The sequence below is a fragment of the Herpetosiphon sp. NSE202 genome, assembly GCF_042688385.1.
Classification (GTDB): domain Bacteria; phylum Chloroflexota; class Chloroflexia; order Chloroflexales; family Herpetosiphonaceae; genus Herpetosiphon.
The window spans coordinates 21,942-42,325 of record NZ_JBHUPY010000010.1 but is presented as its reverse complement, the minus strand read 5'-3'; the positions used below and the strand labels follow the sequence as shown (position 1 = coordinate 42,325).

Annotated in this window: 12 protein-coding genes; 6 read left to right on the top strand and 6 right to left on the bottom strand. The window is 52.8% G+C overall.

The window, feature by feature from the left end; genetic code table 11:
• Positions 1–11 precede the first annotated feature (11 nt).
• Positions 12–2,873 carry a DNA polymerase I gene (polA, locus tag ACFMKP_RS12375; protein ID WP_382292233.1) on the bottom strand — a complete coding sequence of 954 codons (2,862 nt, stop codon included), beginning with the start codon at positions 2,871–2,873 and terminating at the stop codon, positions 12–14.
• Positions 2,874–3,430: 557 nt separating this feature from the next.
• The gene (locus ACFMKP_RS12370; RefSeq protein WP_382292231.1) at positions 3,431–4,096 is read right to left on the bottom strand and encodes a VOC family protein; all 666 of its coding nucleotides are present in this window, start codon (positions 4,094–4,096) and stop codon (positions 3,431–3,433) included.
• Between the two features lie 257 nt (positions 4,097–4,353).
• Here ACFMKP_RS12370 and ACFMKP_RS12365 point away from each other — a divergent pair, with 257 nt between their 5' ends.
• From ACFMKP_RS12365 to ACFMKP_RS12350, 4 genes are all read left to right on the top strand, one after another.
• Complete coding sequence (locus tag ACFMKP_RS12365) at positions 4,354–6,102, top strand: hypothetical protein (RefSeq protein WP_382292229.1); 1,749 nt, start codon at positions 4,354–4,356, stop codon at positions 6,100–6,102.
• A gap of 317 nt (positions 6,103–6,419) precedes the next feature.
• Positions 6,420–9,617, top strand: a complete 3,198-nt coding sequence (carB, locus tag ACFMKP_RS12360; RefSeq protein ID WP_382292227.1) for a carbamoyl-phosphate synthase large subunit — start codon at positions 6,420–6,422, stop codon at positions 9,615–9,617.
• Positions 9,618–9,749: 132 nt separating this feature from the next.
• Positions 9,750–10,391: a cyclase family protein gene (locus ACFMKP_RS12355; RefSeq protein ID WP_382292225.1), complete on the top strand. Its 642-nt coding sequence runs from the start codon at positions 9,750–9,752 to the stop codon at positions 10,389–10,391.
• Positions 10,392–10,447: 56 nt separating this feature from the next.
• On the top strand, positions 10,448–11,002 hold the full coding sequence (locus ACFMKP_RS12350; protein ID WP_382292223.1) for a hypothetical protein: 555 nt from the start codon (positions 10,448–10,450) through the stop codon (positions 11,000–11,002).
• A 153-nt stretch (positions 11,003–11,155) separates the two neighbouring features.
• On the opposite strand, the gene ACFMKP_RS12345 is transcribed toward ACFMKP_RS12350, so the two are convergent.
• On the bottom strand, positions 11,156–12,184 hold the full coding sequence (locus ACFMKP_RS12345) for an N-acetylmuramoyl-L-alanine amidase (RefSeq protein ID WP_382292221.1): 1,029 nt from the start codon (positions 12,182–12,184) through the stop codon (positions 11,156–11,158).
• 245 nt (positions 12,185–12,429) lie between these two features.
• Between ACFMKP_RS12345 and ACFMKP_RS12340 the strand changes: the two genes are divergently transcribed.
• Both ACFMKP_RS12340 and pulA read left to right on the top strand, forming a co-directional pair.
• Positions 12,430–13,176 (top strand): response regulator, encoded by a 747-nt coding sequence (locus tag ACFMKP_RS12340; protein WP_382292219.1) that lies wholly within the window; start codon positions 12,430–12,432, stop codon positions 13,174–13,176.
• A 73-nt stretch (positions 13,177–13,249) separates the two neighbouring features.
• Positions 13,250–15,925, top strand: coding sequence for a pullulanase-type alpha-1,6-glucosidase (gene pulA / locus ACFMKP_RS12335; RefSeq protein ID WP_382292217.1), 2,676 nt, complete (start codon positions 13,250–13,252; stop codon positions 15,923–15,925).
• 69 nt (positions 15,926–15,994) lie between these two features.
• Here pulA and gatB read toward each other — a convergent pair whose 3' ends face one another.
• The 3 genes from gatB to ACFMKP_RS12320 form a co-directional block, all read right to left on the bottom strand.
• The gene (gene gatB, locus ACFMKP_RS12330; protein ID WP_382292215.1) at positions 15,995–17,446 is read right to left on the bottom strand and encodes an Asp-tRNA(Asn)/Glu-tRNA(Gln) amidotransferase subunit GatB; all 1,452 of its coding nucleotides are present in this window, start codon (positions 17,444–17,446) and stop codon (positions 15,995–15,997) included.
• A gap of 67 nt (positions 17,447–17,513) precedes the next feature.
• A complete protein-coding gene (locus ACFMKP_RS12325; protein WP_382292213.1) occupies positions 17,514–18,485 on the bottom strand; it encodes a BtrH N-terminal domain-containing protein in 972 nt (323 codons plus the stop codon).
• Between the two features lie 180 nt (positions 18,486–18,665).
• Positions 18,666–20,168, bottom strand: a complete 1,503-nt coding sequence (locus ACFMKP_RS12320; protein ID WP_382292211.1) for a DUF790 family protein — start codon at positions 20,166–20,168, stop codon at positions 18,666–18,668.
• Positions 20,169–20,384: the final 216 nt, after the last annotated feature.

Here is a 20,384-nt window from a genome sequence, read left to right as displayed (position 1 = left end):
TTCCTAAATTACTAAGCTGGGGCGTGCCAGCGCTGAAGTTGGTCCCAATTCAGCCCTGTTTCGACGTTGACTTCCAATGGCACGGCCAAATCGGGATAGACTTGGGTCATCGTATCACAAACTAATTGGGCGACTGCATCGCGCTCGGCCTCAGGCACTTCCAACACCAATTCGTCATGCACTTGCAGCAACATTTTGGCCTGATAACCACCATCAAGCAAGGCTTTTTCCAAGCGAATCATGGCCAATTTGATCAAATCGGCGGCTGTGCCTTGAATGCCTGCATTGGTTGCTTCGCGCTCGAAGGCGCTGCGGCGTGGCCCGGTTACGCCGCCCTCTTGTAACTCGCGGAAGTAGCGGCGGCGGCCAAACAAGGTTTCAACATAGCCTACGGCCTTGACCCGCTCCAAGGTACGGTCGATATAGCTTTTCAGGCCTGGATATTGGGCAAACAAGCCGCTGATCATTTGCTGGGCTTCGCCGCGTGAAAGGGCTGTGCGAGCGGCTAACCCAAAGCTGCTGATGCCGTAAATAATCCCAAACACCGTCATTTTGGCAATCCGGCGTTGGTTTTTGCTAACTTCATCCATCGGAATGTCGAACAAGCGCGCTGCCGTGGCTGCGTGAATGTCCTGACCAGTTTGAAAAACTTCAACCAAGGCTGGATCGGCGGTGATATGAGCCAAAACCCGCAATTCAATCTGCGAATAGTCGGCGGTCATCAGCACATGGCCTGGGCGAGCAACAAAGGCGCGGCGAATTTCGCGGCCTTCTTCGCTGCGCACCGGAATATTTTGCAAGTTGGGCGAATCGGAGCTAAGCCGCCCAGTTTCTGCGCCAATTTGGCGATATTGGGTATGCACGCGGCCAGTTTTTTGGTTAATCAATTCAATCAAGGCATCAACGTAGGTCGATTTAAGCTTCGACAAACGGCGATAGCGCAAAATCATGGCGACAATGCCGCTTTGATCGTGGTTTTGCAAATCTTCCAAGGTTTCGGCATTGACCGAATAAACCGCGCCGCCGCTGCGAGTTGTGCCAGCCAAGCGTTTGAGATTGGCGGTTGGCAGTTTGAGCCGAATAAACAGCAGATCGTTTAAATCAAAGCGTGAATTGATATTTAATGGTTCGCCCACAAAATCGGCAATGTGTTGCTCGATTTCGCGCAAACTTTGGCCTAATACTTGGCCTTGCTGCACAAGTTGCGCTCGATCAAGCCCAATGCCACAAGCTTCCATGCGCATCAGCACTGGGCTAAGCGGCATTTCGATTTGCTCGAAAACTTCACGTACCGCTGGAATTGCCCCAAGTTGCGGCATAAACAGCGCCAACAAACGCGCAGTCATATCAACATCGGCGCTGGCATAGGGCGTTACTTGTTCAATTGAAACATGATCCATGGTCGTTTGCTTTTTGCCAGTGCCAATCAAGGTTTCGATTCTGGTCATCTCAATTGGGCGATCATCAGCGTCGCGCAATTCAGCAAATGCCAAATCCTTGAGGCTCTGACGTTTGCCCAACAAGGCGGCGGCGATGGCGGTATCAAAGCTCAAATGCGGCACATCAAGCCCAATCAGGCTGAGTGCGCTCATATCGAACTTGCCATTGTGGGCCACCACAGCTTTTTTGGGATCGCTAAATAATGGTTGCAAGGCCGCGACAACCTCAGCGACGGGCAATTGCTGGCCGCTGCGATGCGCCAAGGGAATGTACCAACCACAGCCAGCAGTGTGAGTTAAGGCAATCCCGACCACGCTGGCAGGCACTGGCGAGAACAAATTCAGGCTGTTGGTTTCCACGTCGAAGATTAAACGTTCGGACTCAGCCAAAATTCTTACCAATTCGGCCAATTGTTCGCTGGTAGTGACTGCTTGGTAATCGCCTGATTGCGCAATTGGTTCGGCGCTTGGCGGCGTTGCATCATCGAACATCGTTAATTGGCTGGGATTGGTGGTTTGCGGCACGGCAACGACTTGCACCGCACTGACATTGCTCGAAAGTGGCAGTTTATCGACCAACTTGCGAAATTCGAGTTGGCTGAATAAGGCCAGCACCGTATCGCGATCGTAATCGTGCACTTTGGTGGCTTCGAGATCCAATGTTACTGGCGCATCGGTGACGATTGTGGCCAAGTGGGTGCTGAAGCGGGCGGCTTCGTGTTGACCATCGAGTTTTGAGCGATAGCGATTGGCAACTTTATCGAGGTTGGCGTAGATATTTTCGACGCTGCCCCATTCGTTGAGCATACTAATTGCGCCAGCTTCGCCAATGCCCTTGACCCCAGGAATGTTGTCGGAGGTATCGCCTTTGAGGCCGCGCAAATCGGCAAGTTGGTTTGGGTTCAGGCCTTTGTAGCGTTCGCGCACTTGAGCTTCGTCGTAGAGCGAGACATTGCCCTTGCCATACGGATTGGCCAACAGCACCTTGGTATAGTCGTTGACCAATTGCAAGGTATCGGTATCGCCAGTGATGATCAAGGTATCGACACCCTGAGCTTCTGCTTGACGACATAATGTGCCAATCACATCGTCGGCCTCGTAGTTCTCGGCAGTGTAAATTGGAATATTCAGGGCATTGATAATTTGCTTGATGCGCTCAAGTTGGGGGTGAAAATCGGCGGGTGTTTCAGCGCGGCCAGCCTTGTATTCTGGGTAAATATCATCGCGGAAGGTGCGACCAATATCAAACGAAACCGCCACATACTCTGGTTGGCGTTCGCGTAACAAGTTGAGCAAAATTGATAAAAAGCCTTGGACTGCGTAGGTTGGTTCGCCAGTTGCCCGAACCGACATGCCCGTGTCGCGAAGCGCAAAAAAGGCGCGAAACGCCAGCGCATGGCCATCAACCAAGACGAGCGTGGGTCGCTGCTGCATATGATCCAAACCTCCTGAAACACAACATCCACCCTGCATTGTAGCAGTATTTTGCTGCAATACCTAGGCGAGCGTAATCGAACATTTGTTCATTTTAACATAGAAACGAGGCCATGATAAGCCTTTGATCCACGAAGAACACGAAGGGCATAAAGGACGGAAACCGCAAAGCACGCGAAGAGCGCGAAGGCTAAGTTTTAGCCACGAATTGCACGAATTCCATTTTAGCCACAGATTGGATTGGCACAGATTTACTCAGATTGATTTCTCGCCAGCCAATAGCCCACAGCCAATAGCCATGGTTCCTCTGCGCCTCTGCGTTACGTTATTTGATCCACGAAGGACACGAAGCGCACGAAGGACGGAAACCGCAAAGCACGCGAAGAGCGCGAAGTTAAGTTTTTCGCCACGAATTCCACGAACAATTATCCGATAGCCCATAATCTAGAGCCTCGTCTCTGACCCCTAGCCTCTGAATCCTTAACCCTATGTTCTATGTTCTATGTTCTGCTTACATTTTGACTTCTGCTTTTGCTCTTTGATTTGGGCTTCATCCCTCATCCTTCATCCTTCATCCTTTCAAAGGTTCTAAGTTCTATGCTCTTAATTCCGCTTGGGGTTTCAATGGTGGCGCTTAGCTGTGGCGTGGCTGCCGTGTGCCACTTAATCTGATCTTTCATTCCAATTTGGCTCAGCATGGTTTCGATTTGGCGTGCGTGAGGGTGCTGCAATTCAAAATTCAACAAACGACACCCTTGATCAGTTAAACGTTGGATTGGATGTTGACCTTGGGGCCATTCGATCAGCATTGGCCCAACGCCAGCAAAGGGCAAACTACCATCGGCGGGAATTGTGATTTGCCAATGCAGATCGCCGCGACTCATCGGCGTGACGCTGCCAAATTGATGCTGAAGCGACTCGCTGGCAGGCTGAATGAGGATCGTACGCGCCACCCAGGCTGCCAAGCGCGGAGCACTGTTTGGTTGCAACGCATCCAATTCAAACCAACGCGGGCGCTTAGGGGCAGGCAAGCTTGGGTCGGGCGCGATCACTTCGAGGTAGCAATTGCCAAGGTTAAGCAAACGATTATGGGTTGCCATGGCGTGATGTTGGCCGCCAGCTTGCATCGGCACACCGAGCAAATCCTCAACATAGGTTACGCCAACCGCGAGCGTGGGCGCGGTTATGACCAAATGATCGATCCAGGTTGCTAACGGCATCATGGGTTTTGCTCCTTTATAGATGTTCAATTTTTAGCATATATGTGGTCAAAAAAGCAGCCAAACTGAGAACTAGCTGATAATTAGCTGAAAATTATTATTGACTTTAAGGGATCGACCCGCTATGATTGGCCTCCAAGCCCCATCTCCCTGTTGAGATGTTTGTTGCCATGAACGCAGAGAAACCCTGTTGTTGATGGCCGTGTATTGCCTTGTTGTGGTTCGTGGGCGGAACGCACACTCGTAGGAGGTTGTCGATTATGCGGCGTTATTTGCTCGCCGCCGTCGCCATTGCCCTCTTGATTATGCCAGTATTGACGATTAATGCTGGTCCAGAGCAAGTTTGGGTTGATGATTTAACGGCTGGCAGCTTTGATGGGTTGGTCGGCAGTGGCACTATCACCCTCGCTCCCAACGCTCCTCCCGCTCCTGCATTCGTTGGTGATTTTCCTCAAGCAGGAAGTTATCTTTCTTCCGAGCATCAATTTGAAGAAGTCGTTGCTGCGGTTGTGATTGATACCGATACAACGCTGACCACTGGTGGCGCTGTGCGTTTTGATGTGCGCGGCAAAAATCCCAGTGGCACGTGGCAAATGTGGCAAGAGGCTCCACGCGGTGGTCGGGTGGCACTCGAACGCCCAACCAGCGTGATTCAATATCGCATGTGGCTATTGGCCAATGGTGAATCACCACGCGCGCGCTCAGTCACCATGGTTGCCGAATGGTCGGATGGCGCGGCAATTATGGCCGAATCACCAGCGCCAACCTATCGGATTTATGCGACCCGCGAGGGCTTGGTTGGCCATCGCACCGCCAACGGCCATATTATTCGCCCATACGATCAGTTTGTGGCCTTGCCTTCGTGGCGCTCACTCTCATCGTATCGCGGCTATGAATATCAAGTGCGGGTAACCTACAAAGGTCGCTCCAAAGTTGTGCCAGTGTGGGATGTGGGGCCGTGGAACACCCGCGATGATTATTGGTCAACCAATCGTCAATCGTGGAAGGATTTGCCGCGTGGCTTGCCCGAAGCCCAAGCAGCCTATTACGATGGCTACAATGGCGGACGTGACGAACGTGGCCGCCGCCCAAACTTGCCCAACGGTATCGACATTGCCGACGGCACATTTTGGGATTTGGGGATTCCCGATAATGCTTGGGTCGAAGTAACCTTCTTGTGGGAAGGCTACGATCCTGGGGCTAGCAGCCCTGCGGCAACGCCAACCCCGAATGTTACCGCCACGCCATTGCCCGTGACCTTGCCACCAGCTGGCTCGCTGTTGGTCGATAATCGCGACAATAGCTTCCGCGAAATGCAAGGTGTGTGGTTTGATGCGCGCTGTGGCTTCAACGGTGCCCACCGCTGGACCAAGAGCGTCGCTAATCAAAGCCAAGTTGATAACCTTGGGGTGTGGAAAGCGCCAATTACCAACCCTGGTTTCTACGAGGTGATGGCCTATATTCCTGCTTGTGGTGAGCCAGCAACCAAGAATGCCACCTATGTGATTGCCCACGACGGCAGCAATACCAAAGTGCGCGTCGATCAAGAGGCCAATCAGAATAAATGGTATTCGCTGGGCGTGTATTACTTCAAGGGTGGCAACGAAATTTTGCTCGACGATGTGACTGGCGAAGAGGGATTAAGCGTGCGTTACGATGCGATGGCTTGGTTGCCACGCTCCGACAACACTGCACCCAACGCCACCATCATCGATGTTAAAGATCTTGGCGCGGGCCGCTACGAAGTGCATTGGAACGGCCAAGACGATAGCACCGGCGTGGCGAGTTTCGATGTTCAAGTGCAACGCAACGGCGGCGAATGGGTCGATTGGCTGGTAACTACGACCGAATTACAAGATACCTTTATTATCGATGTGAACGCTGCTGATGCCGAAAACACTACCTACGGTTTTCGAGCGCGTGCACGTGACTGGGCTGGCAACACTGGTGAATTCCCACCTAGTGCGCAAGCCACCTCGCTCGATGCCTTAGTCATTCAACAGCCTTAAAGTTTTGATGTCGCCTCAGCCCAACCCCTCGCCCGCTCAGCGAGAGGAGATCCCCTCACCCCAACCCCTCTCCCGCCCAGCGGGAGAGGGGCTTTAACTGCATGGTTCTTCAGCACTTCGTCAGTAAAAACGGGTGCTCCCCCTCGCCCGCGTGCAGTGGGAGAGGGGGTTGGGGGGTGAGGGCACAACGGCCAATTGAATTATCGCATGCGATTTCATCGTATAATGCTAGCCCGACACACGAACTTGGCTAGGATGGGGCGCGGCAAGCCAACGGCGTGCCTTGCGGGCGTACATCCCCCACTATGGAGAAACCGATGCCAAAACGCAGCGACATTCACTCGATTCTGGTGCTTGGCGCAGGCCCAATCGTGATCGGGCAAGCATGTGAGTTTGATTATAGCGGGACTCAGGCAATCAAAGCCCTGCGCGAAGAGGGCTACCGCATTATTTTAGTCAATTCGAACCCAGCCACGATTATGACTGATCCTTCGTTGGCTGATCGTACCTATATTGAGCCGTTGGATGTGCCAACAGTTAGCGAAATTATTGCCCGCGAACGCCCCGATGCTTTGTTGCCAACGGTCGGCGGCCAAACTGCGCTCAATTTGGCCATGGATTTGCACCGCGCTGGCGTATTGGAGCAATACAATGTGCAAATGCTCGGCGCAAATGTCGATGCGATTGCCACCGCCGAAGATCGCGAGTTGTTCAAGCAGGCCATGGATCGGATTGGCTTGCAATCGGCGCGTTCTGGCATCGCGCGCTCACTCGAAGAAGCGCTCGAATTGGTCAAAGCAACGGGCTTTCCCTCGATTATTAGGCCTTCGTTTACCCTTGGCGGCGCTGGCGGCGGCATCGCCTACAACGCAGAAGATTTTCGACGCATCGTTGAAGAGGGCTTGAAACTTTCACCAATCGGCGAATTGCTGATCGAAGAAAGTTTGCTGGGCTGGAAGGAATATGAGCTTGAGTTGATGCGCGACAGCGCTGGCAATGGGGTTGTCGTTTGTTCGATTGAAAACTTCGACCCGATGGGTGTGCACACTGGCGATTCAATTACCGTTGCGCCTGCCATGACGCTCTCCGACCGCGAATATCAACGCTTGCGCGATATGGGCTTGGCGGTGATGGACGTTGTGGGCGTGGCAACTGGCGGATCGAATGTCCAATTCGCAATCAATCCCCACGATGGGCGGGTGATCGTGATTGAGATGAATCCACGGGTTTCGCGTTCATCGGCGCTGGCATCCAAAGCCACGGGCTTCCCGATTGCCAAAATTGCCGCTAAATTGGCGGTTGGCTATACGCTGCCCGAATTGCCCAACGACATCACCAAATCAACTCCAGCCTCATTCGAGCCTGCCCTCGATTATGTGGTGGTCAAAATTCCGCGCTGGAACTTCGAGAAATTTCCTGGCTCGCAGCCAGTGCTTGGCACAGCTATGAAATCAGTTGGCGAAGCCATGGCGATGGGCCGTACTTTTACCGAAGCCTTGCAAAAAGCCCTACGCTCGCTGGAAAATGGCCGCATGGGTTGGGGCTCTGATGGCAGCCAACCTGTTCCCCAAGAGCGTTTGCGCGAGCTTTTGATTACGCCAACGCCGCAACGAATTTTCGCCATGCGTACCGCCTTTGACCTTGGCTGGACGGTTGATCAGATTCACGAATTGACCAAAATCGATTATTGGTTCCTTGATCAATTGGCTAGTTTGATTGCGCTCGAAAAAGAGCTGCGCCAATATGATTTGGCCACGATTCCTGCCGAATTATTGCTGCAAGCCAAACGCAACGGCTACAGCGACCCGCAATTGGCCTATTTGCTGAATGCCAACGCCGCCGAGGTGCGCCAACAACGGCTTGGCCATGGCATCACGCCAACCTATCATCATGTTGATACCTGCGCGGCGGAATTTCCAGCGCAAACGCCATACCTTTATTCATCGTATGAAACCGAGAGCGAAGCCAATCCCAGCGATCGGCGCAAAGTGATGATCTTGGGTGGCGGGCCAAATCGCATCGGCCAAGGGCTAGAATTTGATTATTGCTGTTGCCACGCAGTGTTTGCGCTGCGCGAGCTTGGCTATGAAACGATCATGGTCAACTGCAACCCTGAAACTGTTTCAACCGACTATGACACCGCTGATCGGCTGTATTTCGAGCCATTGACCTTAGAAGATGTGCTGAATATTGTCGATGTCGAGCAGCCAGCGGGCGTGCTGTTGCAGTTTGGTGGCCAAACCCCACTCAAATTAGCCAAAGGCTTGGAAGCGGCAGGCGTGCCATTGTGGGGAACCTCGCCAGCAGCAATCGATCGCGCCGAAGATCGCGGCCAATTTGGCGCAGTGCTGGCTGAATGTGGCTTGCGAGCAACGCCCTATGGCTCGGCAACCTCGTGGGATGAAGCGCGAGCCATCGCTGAGCGCATCGGCTACCCAACTATGGTACGGCCATCGTATGTGCTTGGCGGCCAAGGCATGGCGATTATCCACGATCAAGCTGGGCTTGACGATTACCTGCGCCATATCACCGAGGCCTCGCCAGAGCACCCTGTGTTGCTCGACCGCTTTCTTGAAGATGCGACCGAGCTTGATGTTGATGCAGTTGCCGATGGCGAAACGGTGGTGATTGCAGGTATGATGGAGCAAATCGAACGCGCTGGCATCCACTCCGGCGATTCGGCCTGTGTAATGCCAACCGTCGGCATCAAGCCCGAAGTTGTTGAGCAACTCAAACTTGCAACCGATAAACTGGCTCGTGCCTTGGGCGTGGTTGGCTTGATGAACGTGCAATTTGCGGTCAAAAATGACGAGATTTACGTGCTCGAAGTCAATCCACGAGCTTCGCGCTCAATTCCCTATGTTGCCAAAGCCAGTGGTGTGGCCTGGGCCGCGTTGGCTGCCAAAGTGATGGCTGGCGTGACGCTCAAGCAACAAGGCATCAGCAGTGCGCCTGAGTTGCGCGGCTTCCACGTCAAAGAAGTTGTGTTGCCTTGGCGGCGCTTCCCTGGCGCAACAATTGCTTTAGGCCCAGAAATGCGCTCAACTGGCGAGGCCATGGGCAGTGGCGATAGTTTTGGGGCCGCGTTTGCCAAGGCCCAAGCGGGCTGTGGCCGTAGCTTGCCAACTAGCGGCGCGATTTTTGTCAGCGTCAACGACCACGATAAACCAGCGTTAGTTCCGGTTGCCAAGCAATATAGCGAGCTTGGCTTCAACGTGATTGCAACCGCTGGCACGGCCCAATATCTGCGTGAACAGGGCCTCAAAGTTGAAAGCATTTATAAAGTTAACGAAGGCCGACCCAACGCTGCCGACTATATTATCAACGGCCAAGTTGATATTATTGTGAATACGCCGCTAGGCCGCGCTTCACTGTTTGATGAACAAGCGATTCGCCAAACTGCCTTGCGCCAAGGTGTGATTTCGATCACTACCGTGGCCAGTGCGGCGGCGGTCGCCGATGCGATTCAAGCCTTACGCGAAGGTGGCTTAGGCGTGCGGGCCTTGCAAGATTAAGTTTCGCATGTTGCTTGCAGCCAGTGGGTCAAAACCTGCTGGCTGCCTGCTGTTTTAGTCGCATTTTGTGAGACAATAGACACTAGTTAGCGTAGAGGTATGGCGAATACCTCGCTGTTAAAGGAGCCAATCATGGCAAATTTGATCGATATTAGCGTGCCAATTTCACCAGCCTTGCCAGTGTGGGAAGGCGACCCGCCAATTGAACAAAAACGCGCCGCCGATATGAACAAAGGCGATATTTGTAATGTAACACGGCTCAACACTGGGGTTCATATCGGAACCCACGTTGATGCTCCGCTACACTTTATCAACAACGATTTGGCAGTTGAAAGCTTGGAGCTTGATCGCTTTATTGGTGATTGTTATGTGGTGGAATTAACCGGCACTGGCCCAATTACTGGCGAGGAATTAGCCGCCGCCAATGTGCCCAGCGATTGCAGCCGCTTGTTACTCAAAACCAGCAATTCGGCCTTCTGGCAAGAAGAGCCATTGCGCTTTCACCGCGAATTTCGGGCGCTCGATAGCAGTGCTGCGCGCTGGGTGATTGAACGCGATTTGTGCTTGATTGCGATTGATTATCTTTCAATCGAGCCATTCGAAGCTGAATCTGGTAATCCAACCCACTGCATTTTGCTTGGCGGGCGGGTTGGCATCTTAGAGGGCATCAACCTCAATGATGTCGAGCCAGGCCCATACAATCTGATTTGTTTGCCCTTGAAAATTTTGGGTAGCGATGGCGCTCCGGCGCGGGCAGTGCTTCAACCACGCTAATCGTTGACAAATCAAGCTTGCTACAGCCAGTTTGTGGCAATATCGGGAGTTTTGCCATGTTGCATACCATTGATCTTGTGGTTGAACCAGTAACCGATCCACGGATTACGCTTGTTTTGCAAGCCTTGCGTGGTATGTATCTGAATGGGGGTGTGATTTTTCGCAGTGTGCGGCCAAGCGATGCTTCAGCCTATGATGCAGTATTTGCCAGCAACCCCAGCGATGTCAGCCTCCAGATCTATCGGTTTCTCAGCCATCCCACGCTGAATCGCGAATTGCCCGAATTGGGATTGCCCACCGATGTTCCTAGCGCGCTGCCGCTAACCTTTTATAGTGGCTATGAATATGAGGGTGCCTTGACCCACGCCTTGGTCAGCGGCGGAGCCTTCACCAGCTCGCCATTTAGCGATGGCGATGCCCGGACGATGAGCAAAGTTTGTGTTGAGGCCATGCTTGGCGGCGAAATTACCACAACCACGGTTTGTCGGATTGAAGGCGCATGGGCACCGTGGTTCAATGCCAACCCATGGGATCGCAGCTTTGCCACCTTCAATCATGGCCAGCGCCGCTGGACGTTGCTTTGTTTGACCGATACCAATCAAGCAAGCTAAATGGAGAAATCCCTCACCCCAACCCCTCTCCCGCCCAGCGGGAGAGGGGCTTTTAATTATGGTGGTTCTAGCGCAATTCCTTGGCGAAAAATGGTCGGCTCCCCCTCGCCCGCGTTTTCGTGGGAGAGGGGGTTGGGGGGTGAGGGATTGTTGCTAGCGATCGGTTGGTGGTGGCAGTTGGTCGCTTGTGCCTTGCATATCGCTGACCGGCACCCAACCTACAACATTTGAACTGCCGCGTACAAAACCCTCGTACCAACCATCGCGCTGGCGAAATGGCATAAAGCGCTGATCAGCTTCCATCGTATACAACACCCGTGCTCCACTATCAGGCGCTGAATGCACCTGCACAGCATCAGTTTTTGGGCGCTGAATCGCATACTCAATCACTTTTAAGGCTTCAAGATCGTTGCGGTCGTGGGCTGCGAGATAGCGCAACACGCCATTGGCAATGCTCTGAGCCACCACATCTGATTGGTTGAGCATAAACGCCCGATCGGTTGGGTTGGTCAAAAAGCCCATCTCGACGATGACTGCTGGGGTGGTTGGGGCAATCGCGTTGCGGTGTCGTCGCCAACTGAAGGCATAGTAGCCGCGCATATTGGCCGTGATTGCTGAATCTTGGGGCATATCTGTGCCCGCTGCATATTCAGCGATCAAGCTATCGAGCAACAATAAACTGGCTTCTGAGGCCCGCCATGGCGTTGCCATCTTAAACCCACGACTGTTGCTGCTGGTTGAGCCATCGGCATGAATCGTGATAAAGGCATCGGCTTTGTAGGCAACTGGCACGGTTGCAGGCAGCAGATCAACCGTAATCCCCTCGGCTTCGAGTAAGGCTTTGACTTGCTCGGCAACGGGCAAATTGACCTCAACCTCGGAGATGCCATTAACAAACGCTCCAGTTGATGTGCGGAATTTGGCCAGATCTTCGGGGAGATCTTCGGTTTGCCAATGGCCCACTTGAATCCCGACCCGTGGCGGTTCTGGCACTGGGGTTTGGGTTGGCGGGGCTGGCGTAGCGCTGGGCGCTGGCGTAGCCGTTGGCACAACCTGGGTGGGAGCCGTGGTAGCAATCGCAATTTGCTGCACCGCAGCAGGTTTGGGCGCTTCAACAAGTATAGCAGCATCGCTACAGCCAACGACGAACAAGGTGCCAATAATCAAAGACCAGCGTTTCATCGGGTGGTTCCTTGTATGGGATGGTGGCGAGGGATCAGGGACTAGGGGCAAGGGGTCTGGAATTAGCAAGAAGATTTATGAGTAACTAACATGATTCTTAACGCGATTATCTTCTGGCCTCTGAATCCTAAACCCTGGCCCCTTGCCCCAATAATTAAAACATTAACATGCTTTTGCACTTAATTGCTTGACACAAAGATTAAGGTTGGACATATATTTGATGATAATTGGCTAAGGATTATCCGATGCAGACAATCCAAACCCTTGTGGTTGAAGATCACCCGACCTTGCGGGCGGCGATGGTCGCTGGTTTACATGCTACCAAAGAAATTAGCGTGATTGGCGAGGCTGGTAGCGGCGAAGACGCAATTGAATGGTGTGCTCAGCATATTCCGCAAGCAATTTTGATGGATGTGGCCTTGGCTGGCGAATTAAATGGCATTCAAGCAGCAGTCATTATTCGCCGCGAACACCCGCGGATTCCAGTTGTGTTCTATTCGATCCAAGATGATGATGCGTATTATCGCGATTTCCAGCGTTCGGGAATTTTAAGCCACTATGCCTATGTGCGCAAAAGCAACTATCTCCTACCAGCGATGGTTTCTCCGCTGCTGCGCGATGCTTTTCAAGGCCGCGCCTTTATTGACCCCGATATTGCTAGCCGTGTGCAAGAAGTTCGCCACCTTGATGAACAATCAGCGCTCGATTTGCTGGAGCCTGCCGAGCGCGAGGTAATGACCTTGGTGGCCCATGGCTTCACCAACGATCAAATTGCCCATCGCTTGGGTTTTCGCGATGCGCGAGCGGTTAGCCGCATCAACGGCCAAATTTATACCGCTTGGGGCTTGAACGAAAATACCACCGATGAAAAAGTGGCCCGCACCCGCGCAACAATTATTTTTCACGAGCGTCAGTTGATCGTTTGGGATGAAGAAGGCCGTGGGCGGGTATTCATGCCCGATGGCCAGTGGCAAACTCGTTGGAACGATTAGGCCGATTTAGCAATTTGTTGCATATAATGTGCTATACATACGAGTTTTCCCAGTTTATGGGGGATAGTTTAAGATGTTAGATCAATCTGTTGTTGAAGAGCAGCCCAGCGTCGGGCAGCTTGATCGGCTGCGGGCGTATTGGGTGCGTCGCGATACGATTGTATGGAATATTCATGCGCTCCCCAATGCTCGCTATGAGTTGCATTATTCGCTTGATGGTTCGTTGGAACTTACCGCCAAAGGCATTCAGCATGGTCAGGTTTTGCCGCTCGAACGCCATTTGCAAGGCCTCGATGCCGATTTGGTGGCGGCGTTTCCGCATTTGCAGGGCTTGCCGGTTTTTCGGCTGGCCGCTGAGCACCATGGCTTGGTTACGAAAATCCTGCGCGGCCAAGTCGCAGTCCAAGCCTATCACAGCGACGATCAGAGCTTGATCGATGCAACGGCCTTGCAAATTCCCGGGGTGCTTGATGATTTGTATCATTACACTGGCGAGCTTGGCGTGAGCTTTGATGCGCAGAAACAGCCAATTTTGCGCTTGTGGGCACCAACCGCGCGCAATGTCGAACTGTTGCTATATGCAGATTCGACCAAAACCACTGAACCGCAGCGCCAGCCAATGCAGTTCGATGAACGCTCTGGGGTTTGGAGCATCGTTGGCGAACCAAGTTGGGAAGATCTATTTTATCGTTATGAGATTGATGTTTTTGTGCCTAGCACTGGCCAATTCGAGCGCAATAGCGTGACCGATCCTTATTCGCTGAGCTTATCGACCAACAGCCAACACTCGCAGATTGTCGATTTGCAAAGCCAGCGCTTGAAGCCCAAAGGCTGGAGCAAAATAGCCAAGCCTAGCTTAGCCAAGCCAACCGATATTGTGCTCTACGAGTTGCATGTGCGCGATTTTTCGATTACCGACCACAGCGTGCCAGCAGAATTACGTGGCACCTACAAAGCCTTCACTCAATTGGAATCGAACGGCATGCAGCATCTTCAGCGGCTAGCCAAGGCTGGGCTGAGCCATGTACATTTGTTGCCAGTGTTCGATATTGCCACAATTGAGGAGCATCGGCCAGATCGCAAGCGAATCGATTTTGAATATTTGGCTAGTTTGCCCGCCGATTCGCCTGAGCAGCAAGCCTATCTTTTTCCAATTCGCGACCGTGATGGCTTCAACTGGGGCTATGACCCGCGCCACTACACCACGCCCGAAGGTTCGTATAGCACCGATCCTGATGGATCAACCAGAATTCTTGAGTTTCGCGAGATGGTGCAGGCGCTGAATCAACTTGGGCTGCGGGTGGTGATGGATGTGGTCTACAATCACACCCATTCGAGCGGCCAAGCCAGTTGCGCCGTGCTCGATCGGGTTGTGCCAGGCTATTACCATCGTTTGGATGCTGATGGCAATGTCTGCAACAGCACCTGCTGCGCCAACACCGCCAGCGAACATCATATGATGGAAAAATTGATGCTCGATTCGCTGCGTACGTGGGCGGTTGAGTATAAAATTGATGGCTTTCGCTTCGATTTGATGGGCCATCATCTCAAACGGAATATGTTGGCGATTCGCGAAATGCTTGATGGCTTGACCCTCGCTGAGCATGGCGTTGATGGTAAAGCGATCTATTTGTATGGCGAGGGCTGGAATTTTGGCGAGGTTGCCGATGGTGCGCGTGGCGAGAACGCGACCCAACATGCGCTGGCTGGCACGGGTATTGGTACGTTTAGCGACCGTTTGCGCGACGCGGCGCGCGGTGGCGGGCCATTTGTTGGCTTCCAAGTGCAAGGCTTTGCAACGGGCTTGCTTGATCGGCCCAATCACTTTGAACAGCGGGCCTTGGTCGAGCGCAATTATCAGGTTGCAGTCATCAGCGATGTAGTGCGCTTGAGTTTGGCTGGCAACTTAGCCGATTATCCAATTCTCAGTTGCGAAGGCCAACAAACCCTTGGCGGCCATTTGTATGTTAATGGCAAGCCAGCAGCCTATGGGTTGCGCCCAGATGATCATATTGCCTATGTTTCGGCGCACGATAACGAAACCCTGTTTGATGGTGTGCAAGTTAAAGCACCAATCGAAACGCCAATGGCCGAGCGCGTGCGCATGCACAATTTGGCTTTGAGCTTGGTTGCTTTGGCCCAAGGCATTCCATTTTTCCACGCTGGCGACGAGCTGTTACGCTCGAAATCGATGGATCGCAATAGCTACAATTCTAGCGATTGGTTTAACCGGATCGATTGGACAGGCCAGCAAAATACTTGGGGTTCGGGCTTGCCGCCCTCGGCGGATAACCACGAACATTGGTCAACCGTCGCTCCGTTGTTGGCCGACCCTGCGCTTAAACCAACACCAGAGGATATGGCGTTTAGTTATGCGCATTTTCAAACTATGCTGCAAATTCGGCGTAGCTCGGAGCTATTTCGCCTAAGCAGTGCTGAGCTAATCAAACAAAAACTCTGGTTTCTCAACACTGGGCCGGAGCAAGTGGTTGGCTTGGTGGTAATGGTGCTTGATGATGAGGTTGGCAAGCCAAGCGATTCGCCATTCTGCCGAATTGTGGTGGCCTTTAATGGCTCGCACCAGCCGTTGAGCTACAGCGATGCCAGTTTTGGCCATTACGATTTGCAGTTACACCCGCTGTTGGTCAATGGCTATGATCCCGTGTTGGAGCAAGCGAGCTTTGATCGCAGCCATGGCAGCATCAGCGTGCCTGGATTTAGCTGTGTGGTTTGGGTTGAACAACGCTAATTGAAAAAACACAAGGGCGGCGTACATGAGATTTGATCATGTACGCCGCCCTTGATTATTTAACCAAACTTAGTTTAGTGCATCAAGCTCAGTTTTGAGCGCTTCCTCGACCACTTGGGGATTGGCTTGGCCTTTGGTTGCGCGCATCACTTGGCCGACCAAGAACTTAATCGCTGGCAATTTGCCGCTCTTGTAATCGGCAACGACCTTGGGATTGGCGGCAATCGCATCGCGGGCAGCTTGGCTCAACACGCTGCTATCGCTAATTTGGCGCAAGCCTTTGGCGTTGATGATTTCGACTGGAGACTCGCCAGAGCGGTACATTTCCTCGAAAACTTGTTTGGCAACCGTGCTGCCAATTTCACCCTTGGCTACAACCTGAATCAAGCTGGTGAGGTTGGCTGGCGTGACCCGTTTGGCAACTTCGGCGAGGGTTTCTGCGCCATCTTTGATCAAACGGAACAACTCGCCGGTAATCCAGTTGGCGACGGGCTTGGCATTGCTTGCGCCAGCAGTGGCCACGATGGTTTCGAAATAATCGGCGGTTTCGCGTTCGCCGCTCAACAAGGCTGCATCTTGCTTCGACAAGCCAAACTCTCTGATGTAGCGGGCAAATTTGGCATCGGGCAATTCGGGCAACTCGGCGCGGCGCTCAGCAACCCACTCGCGGCTCAACTCCAGCGGCGGCAAATCTGGCTCTGGGAAGTAGCGATAGTCGTGGGCGTGCTCTTTGGAGCGTTGGCTAAGCGTGATGCCTGCTGCATCGTCCCAACCACGGGTTTCTTGCACAATCGTGCCACCTTCGCGGGCGATTTTCTCTTGACGTTCCAATTCATAGACCAAGGCGCGCTCAAGGTTGCGGAACGAGTTCATGTTTTTGATCTCGACCTTGGTACCCAATTCTTTTTGGCCTTCTGGGCGAATTGAAACATTGGCATCGACCCGCAAGGCTCCTTCTTCGAGGTTGCCGCTGTTGACCCCCAAAAAGACCAAAATTTGGCGCAATTTGATCGCGTACAAACGGGCTTCTTCGGGCGTGGTCATATCTGGCTCGCTGACAATTTCGAGCAAAGGCACGCCAGAGCGATTGTAATCAACCAGCGAGTGAGTTTCATCGCCGTGTTGCAACATCCCCGTATCTTCTTCGAGGTGGGCACGGGTGATGCCGACACGTTTGGTTTCGCCATTGCCAAGGGTAATTTCTAGCTCACCATTGATACAAATTGGCTTATCGTACATCGTAATTTGCCATGCTTTGGGCAAATCGGGGTAGGTATACGATTTGCGCGAAAACTCGCAATACTCAGGAATTTCGCAATTGAGCGCTAAACCAAGCAAGGCTGCTTTGCGAATCGCTTCCTGATTGACGACTGGCAAGGTGCCAGGTAGGCCAATGCTGACTTCATCGATACAGCTATTGGCGGGAGCGCTGGCATAGGCCGCGTTACAACCGCTGAACATTTTCGATTTGGTAAGAATTTGGGCATGAACTTCCAGCCCAATCGTGGCAGTATATTTCATAGCAACTCCGAGGCAACAGCACAATCTCCCGCTGATTGTGCCCGATCATGGCTGATTATGCAAGCTGTTAGAGGCTAGCCAGTTGCTGCATTGCTTGATATTCCTGCTCGGCAATTTGGTTCATCAGCGTGCTTGCCGCTTGAATTGGCTTTAGCTCGTGCTGTTTGCCTGCTTGATCAAGTAATTGAGCTACTTCCGTCCAGTTTGCGGCAATTGTGCCGAAGCTGGATTCAGCTTGACGTAATTGATCGGAGTCGATCATCATTGCCGCCTCGGCCAGAAAATCGCGGTAGAGTTTGCGAAACAGCGAGCCGCCAGTGCCAGCCCGTTCCATCAGCATTGCTGTAGTACAAAAATCGTACTCAACATCAGTCGACGATTCAAACCACGACTGCAAAGCAGCGCTGGCCTTGCGAATCCCTTTGTAGTTTACATTGGTAATTGGCGGGTTGAGATAGGCTTGGGCATTATTGCGAATTGCTTGGCTCACTGCTTGGGCCAAATCATACTCAGCGCCGCGCTTGAGCGTATAGGCCAGATTTTTCGAGGCCATCGAGCCTTTGGCATTGCGGGCTTGAGCCAAACTTGCCAATGATGTTTGAACTTCACTGCCTTGTTGTTGGGTATCGACCAAGTAGGCGTTGTGCTGATCGTAGCCATAGATTGCGGCGTAGTGGCCAGCAAAATGAATTGGATTGCTGAAATATTCGAGGTAAAAACAATCGAGCTTCAAGCCAACCGCTTGGCCTTGATCAAGCCAGCCTTGGACGATTGCCCATGCTTTGCTTGGCGAGCTGGTTTCTTGGCGCTCAATGCTTAGGTTGAGATGTTTAACGAGGTTATCGGTCAGTTGATCGGGCTTGACTCGCCCGCCGATGAAGGGCATTGGCATCGATTTCATATGCCAAAAAATAAAACCAAGCCCTTCGCCAAGCCCAAATAGCAGCGGCTCTGAAAGCTCAATCCCTTGCTGATACAGCAACGTGCCATTGGTGGTTGTCTCACAGTGTTGGCCGATAAACGGTTTAATCGCCAGCATACAATCCTCATCACAGATTGGGATTTATTGATTATAAAGCCCCTCACCCCAACCCCTCTCCCACGGAGCGGGCGAGGGGCTTTATAATCGTGGTTCTTGCGCAAATTCTGCGGTGAACAATGACTGCTCCCCCTCGCCCGCATCCAGTGAGAGAGGGCGCTTGGGGGGTGAGGGAACTGTTTAGGCGGCTTTGCCCAGCATACTGCCCAATTCACGTAATTTTTGTGGTGTAAATAGGCCAAGATTTGGCACATACTGGGCTGTGCCTTCGCGCCAACCACGCAGCGCCAAGCCAATTTCTACTGCATTGCGACACTCCAAAATTGCCAAAAGCTCGGCTTCGGCCACAAAGCCCGCTTGATCGAAGCGTACTGCCAAACGGCTCCAGCGATCGGCTGGCTGCTGGGCTGGGGCAAGCTGTTCGAGTTGCGCCAAAACTGCCTGCATATCGGGCGTAGTTTGATAGACCACTTTGGCAACTTGGCAATTGCGCAACAGGCTTTGATAGCTTTTCGCCACCACAACCAAAACTTTGGGCTGGCCGACCAAACGTTGTGCCAAACTCGCCGCCATGGCTTCGGTGGCAGGCACAAAGATCGGAATCCGCTCGCTGCCACGTTGGGCAATAAAATCGGGCACTAACAAACGATGAGCCAAGCTAAATGGCACTGGATCACGGCGAATCCGCCAGCCTGCATTCTGGCCTTTGCTCACGAAGCGGCTCCAGGCTTGGCTAAATTGTTGTTCGAGCGTGGTTTCCCAGCTATCGCCATTGCTATCAGCTTGATAGCGAGCTGTGCCACCAAGCACGGTCAACTCGCGCTTCGCAAGCTTAACTAGGCTATTTTTGCCCTGCATATGCACCTGAATCAAGCCTTCGCTGGCGGTGTTGGGATGGGCTGCCAGCAAGCGCAACGCGCAGCGCGCAATCCGCCGCCCAGTGCGCGTCCAATTGCCAAGCGCATCTTTGGCTCCATGCAAGGTGAGCATCACAAAGGTGGCCATGCAATCTTCTGGCTCGCTTAATTCATAGCGCAGATTATAGCGCTGAGCCAAATTATGTGCCGAAACTGCCAAGGCATTAATATCGCCATCAAGCCGTAATTGCAGCGAGCGGCAATTGCGCAAGCCCGTTTCGAGCGAATGAAAATTATATAACGCCACAATCGCGCTTGGCTCGGGGCGTTCGGCGCTGCGTACCAACAAGGCTTCTTGCTCATCATCAAGGTAGAGCACGCGCTCAAATTGGCTGGTGGTTAGCCCAACCTCGCTGGCCAGTTGGTTTATCGCAGGCCAACGCTCGCTGGGGAGAATGAAGCCAGTGCTTTGATTGGCGTGCGCATACAGCAAGGCCCGAAAATCAGCAGGATTACGCAAGCCGCGTTCAGCTAATTGTTGGGAAGTGGCTTGATCGAGCACTTCGGCGATTTGGGGCTGATGCCAACGGTAAGTTTGACTTAAACATGCCACCAAGCCGCGCGCCAACTTGGGATCGCCGAAAAACTCCAGCAAGGTGGCGGCTTCAAATTCGCGCCGTGCCCGCCCAAGCATCTGCTCGTAGTAGCCAATCGCATACTCAATCGCCGCCAAATAGCGATCATCACGCAATTGGTGCGGGTAGAGTTGGCGGCCAAGCTCGCCATTGCGACTGGTATATTTGAAATCGGCTGGTGTAAATGACATATGTATTACCAAACTAGATTGGGATCGGTTGTCGGGGGTTGGGGATTGGTGAATCGTGCTATCCCAACTATCCTTACCAATACCAAAAATCTTGTGCTAGCCAAACGCCAATCGTCTCTCTGCACTAAACATTTAATCCACGAAGGACACAAAGAACACGAAGGGCTATAACCGCGAAGGACGCGAAGATCGCGAAGGTTTCTCTTTCCAAAGCCT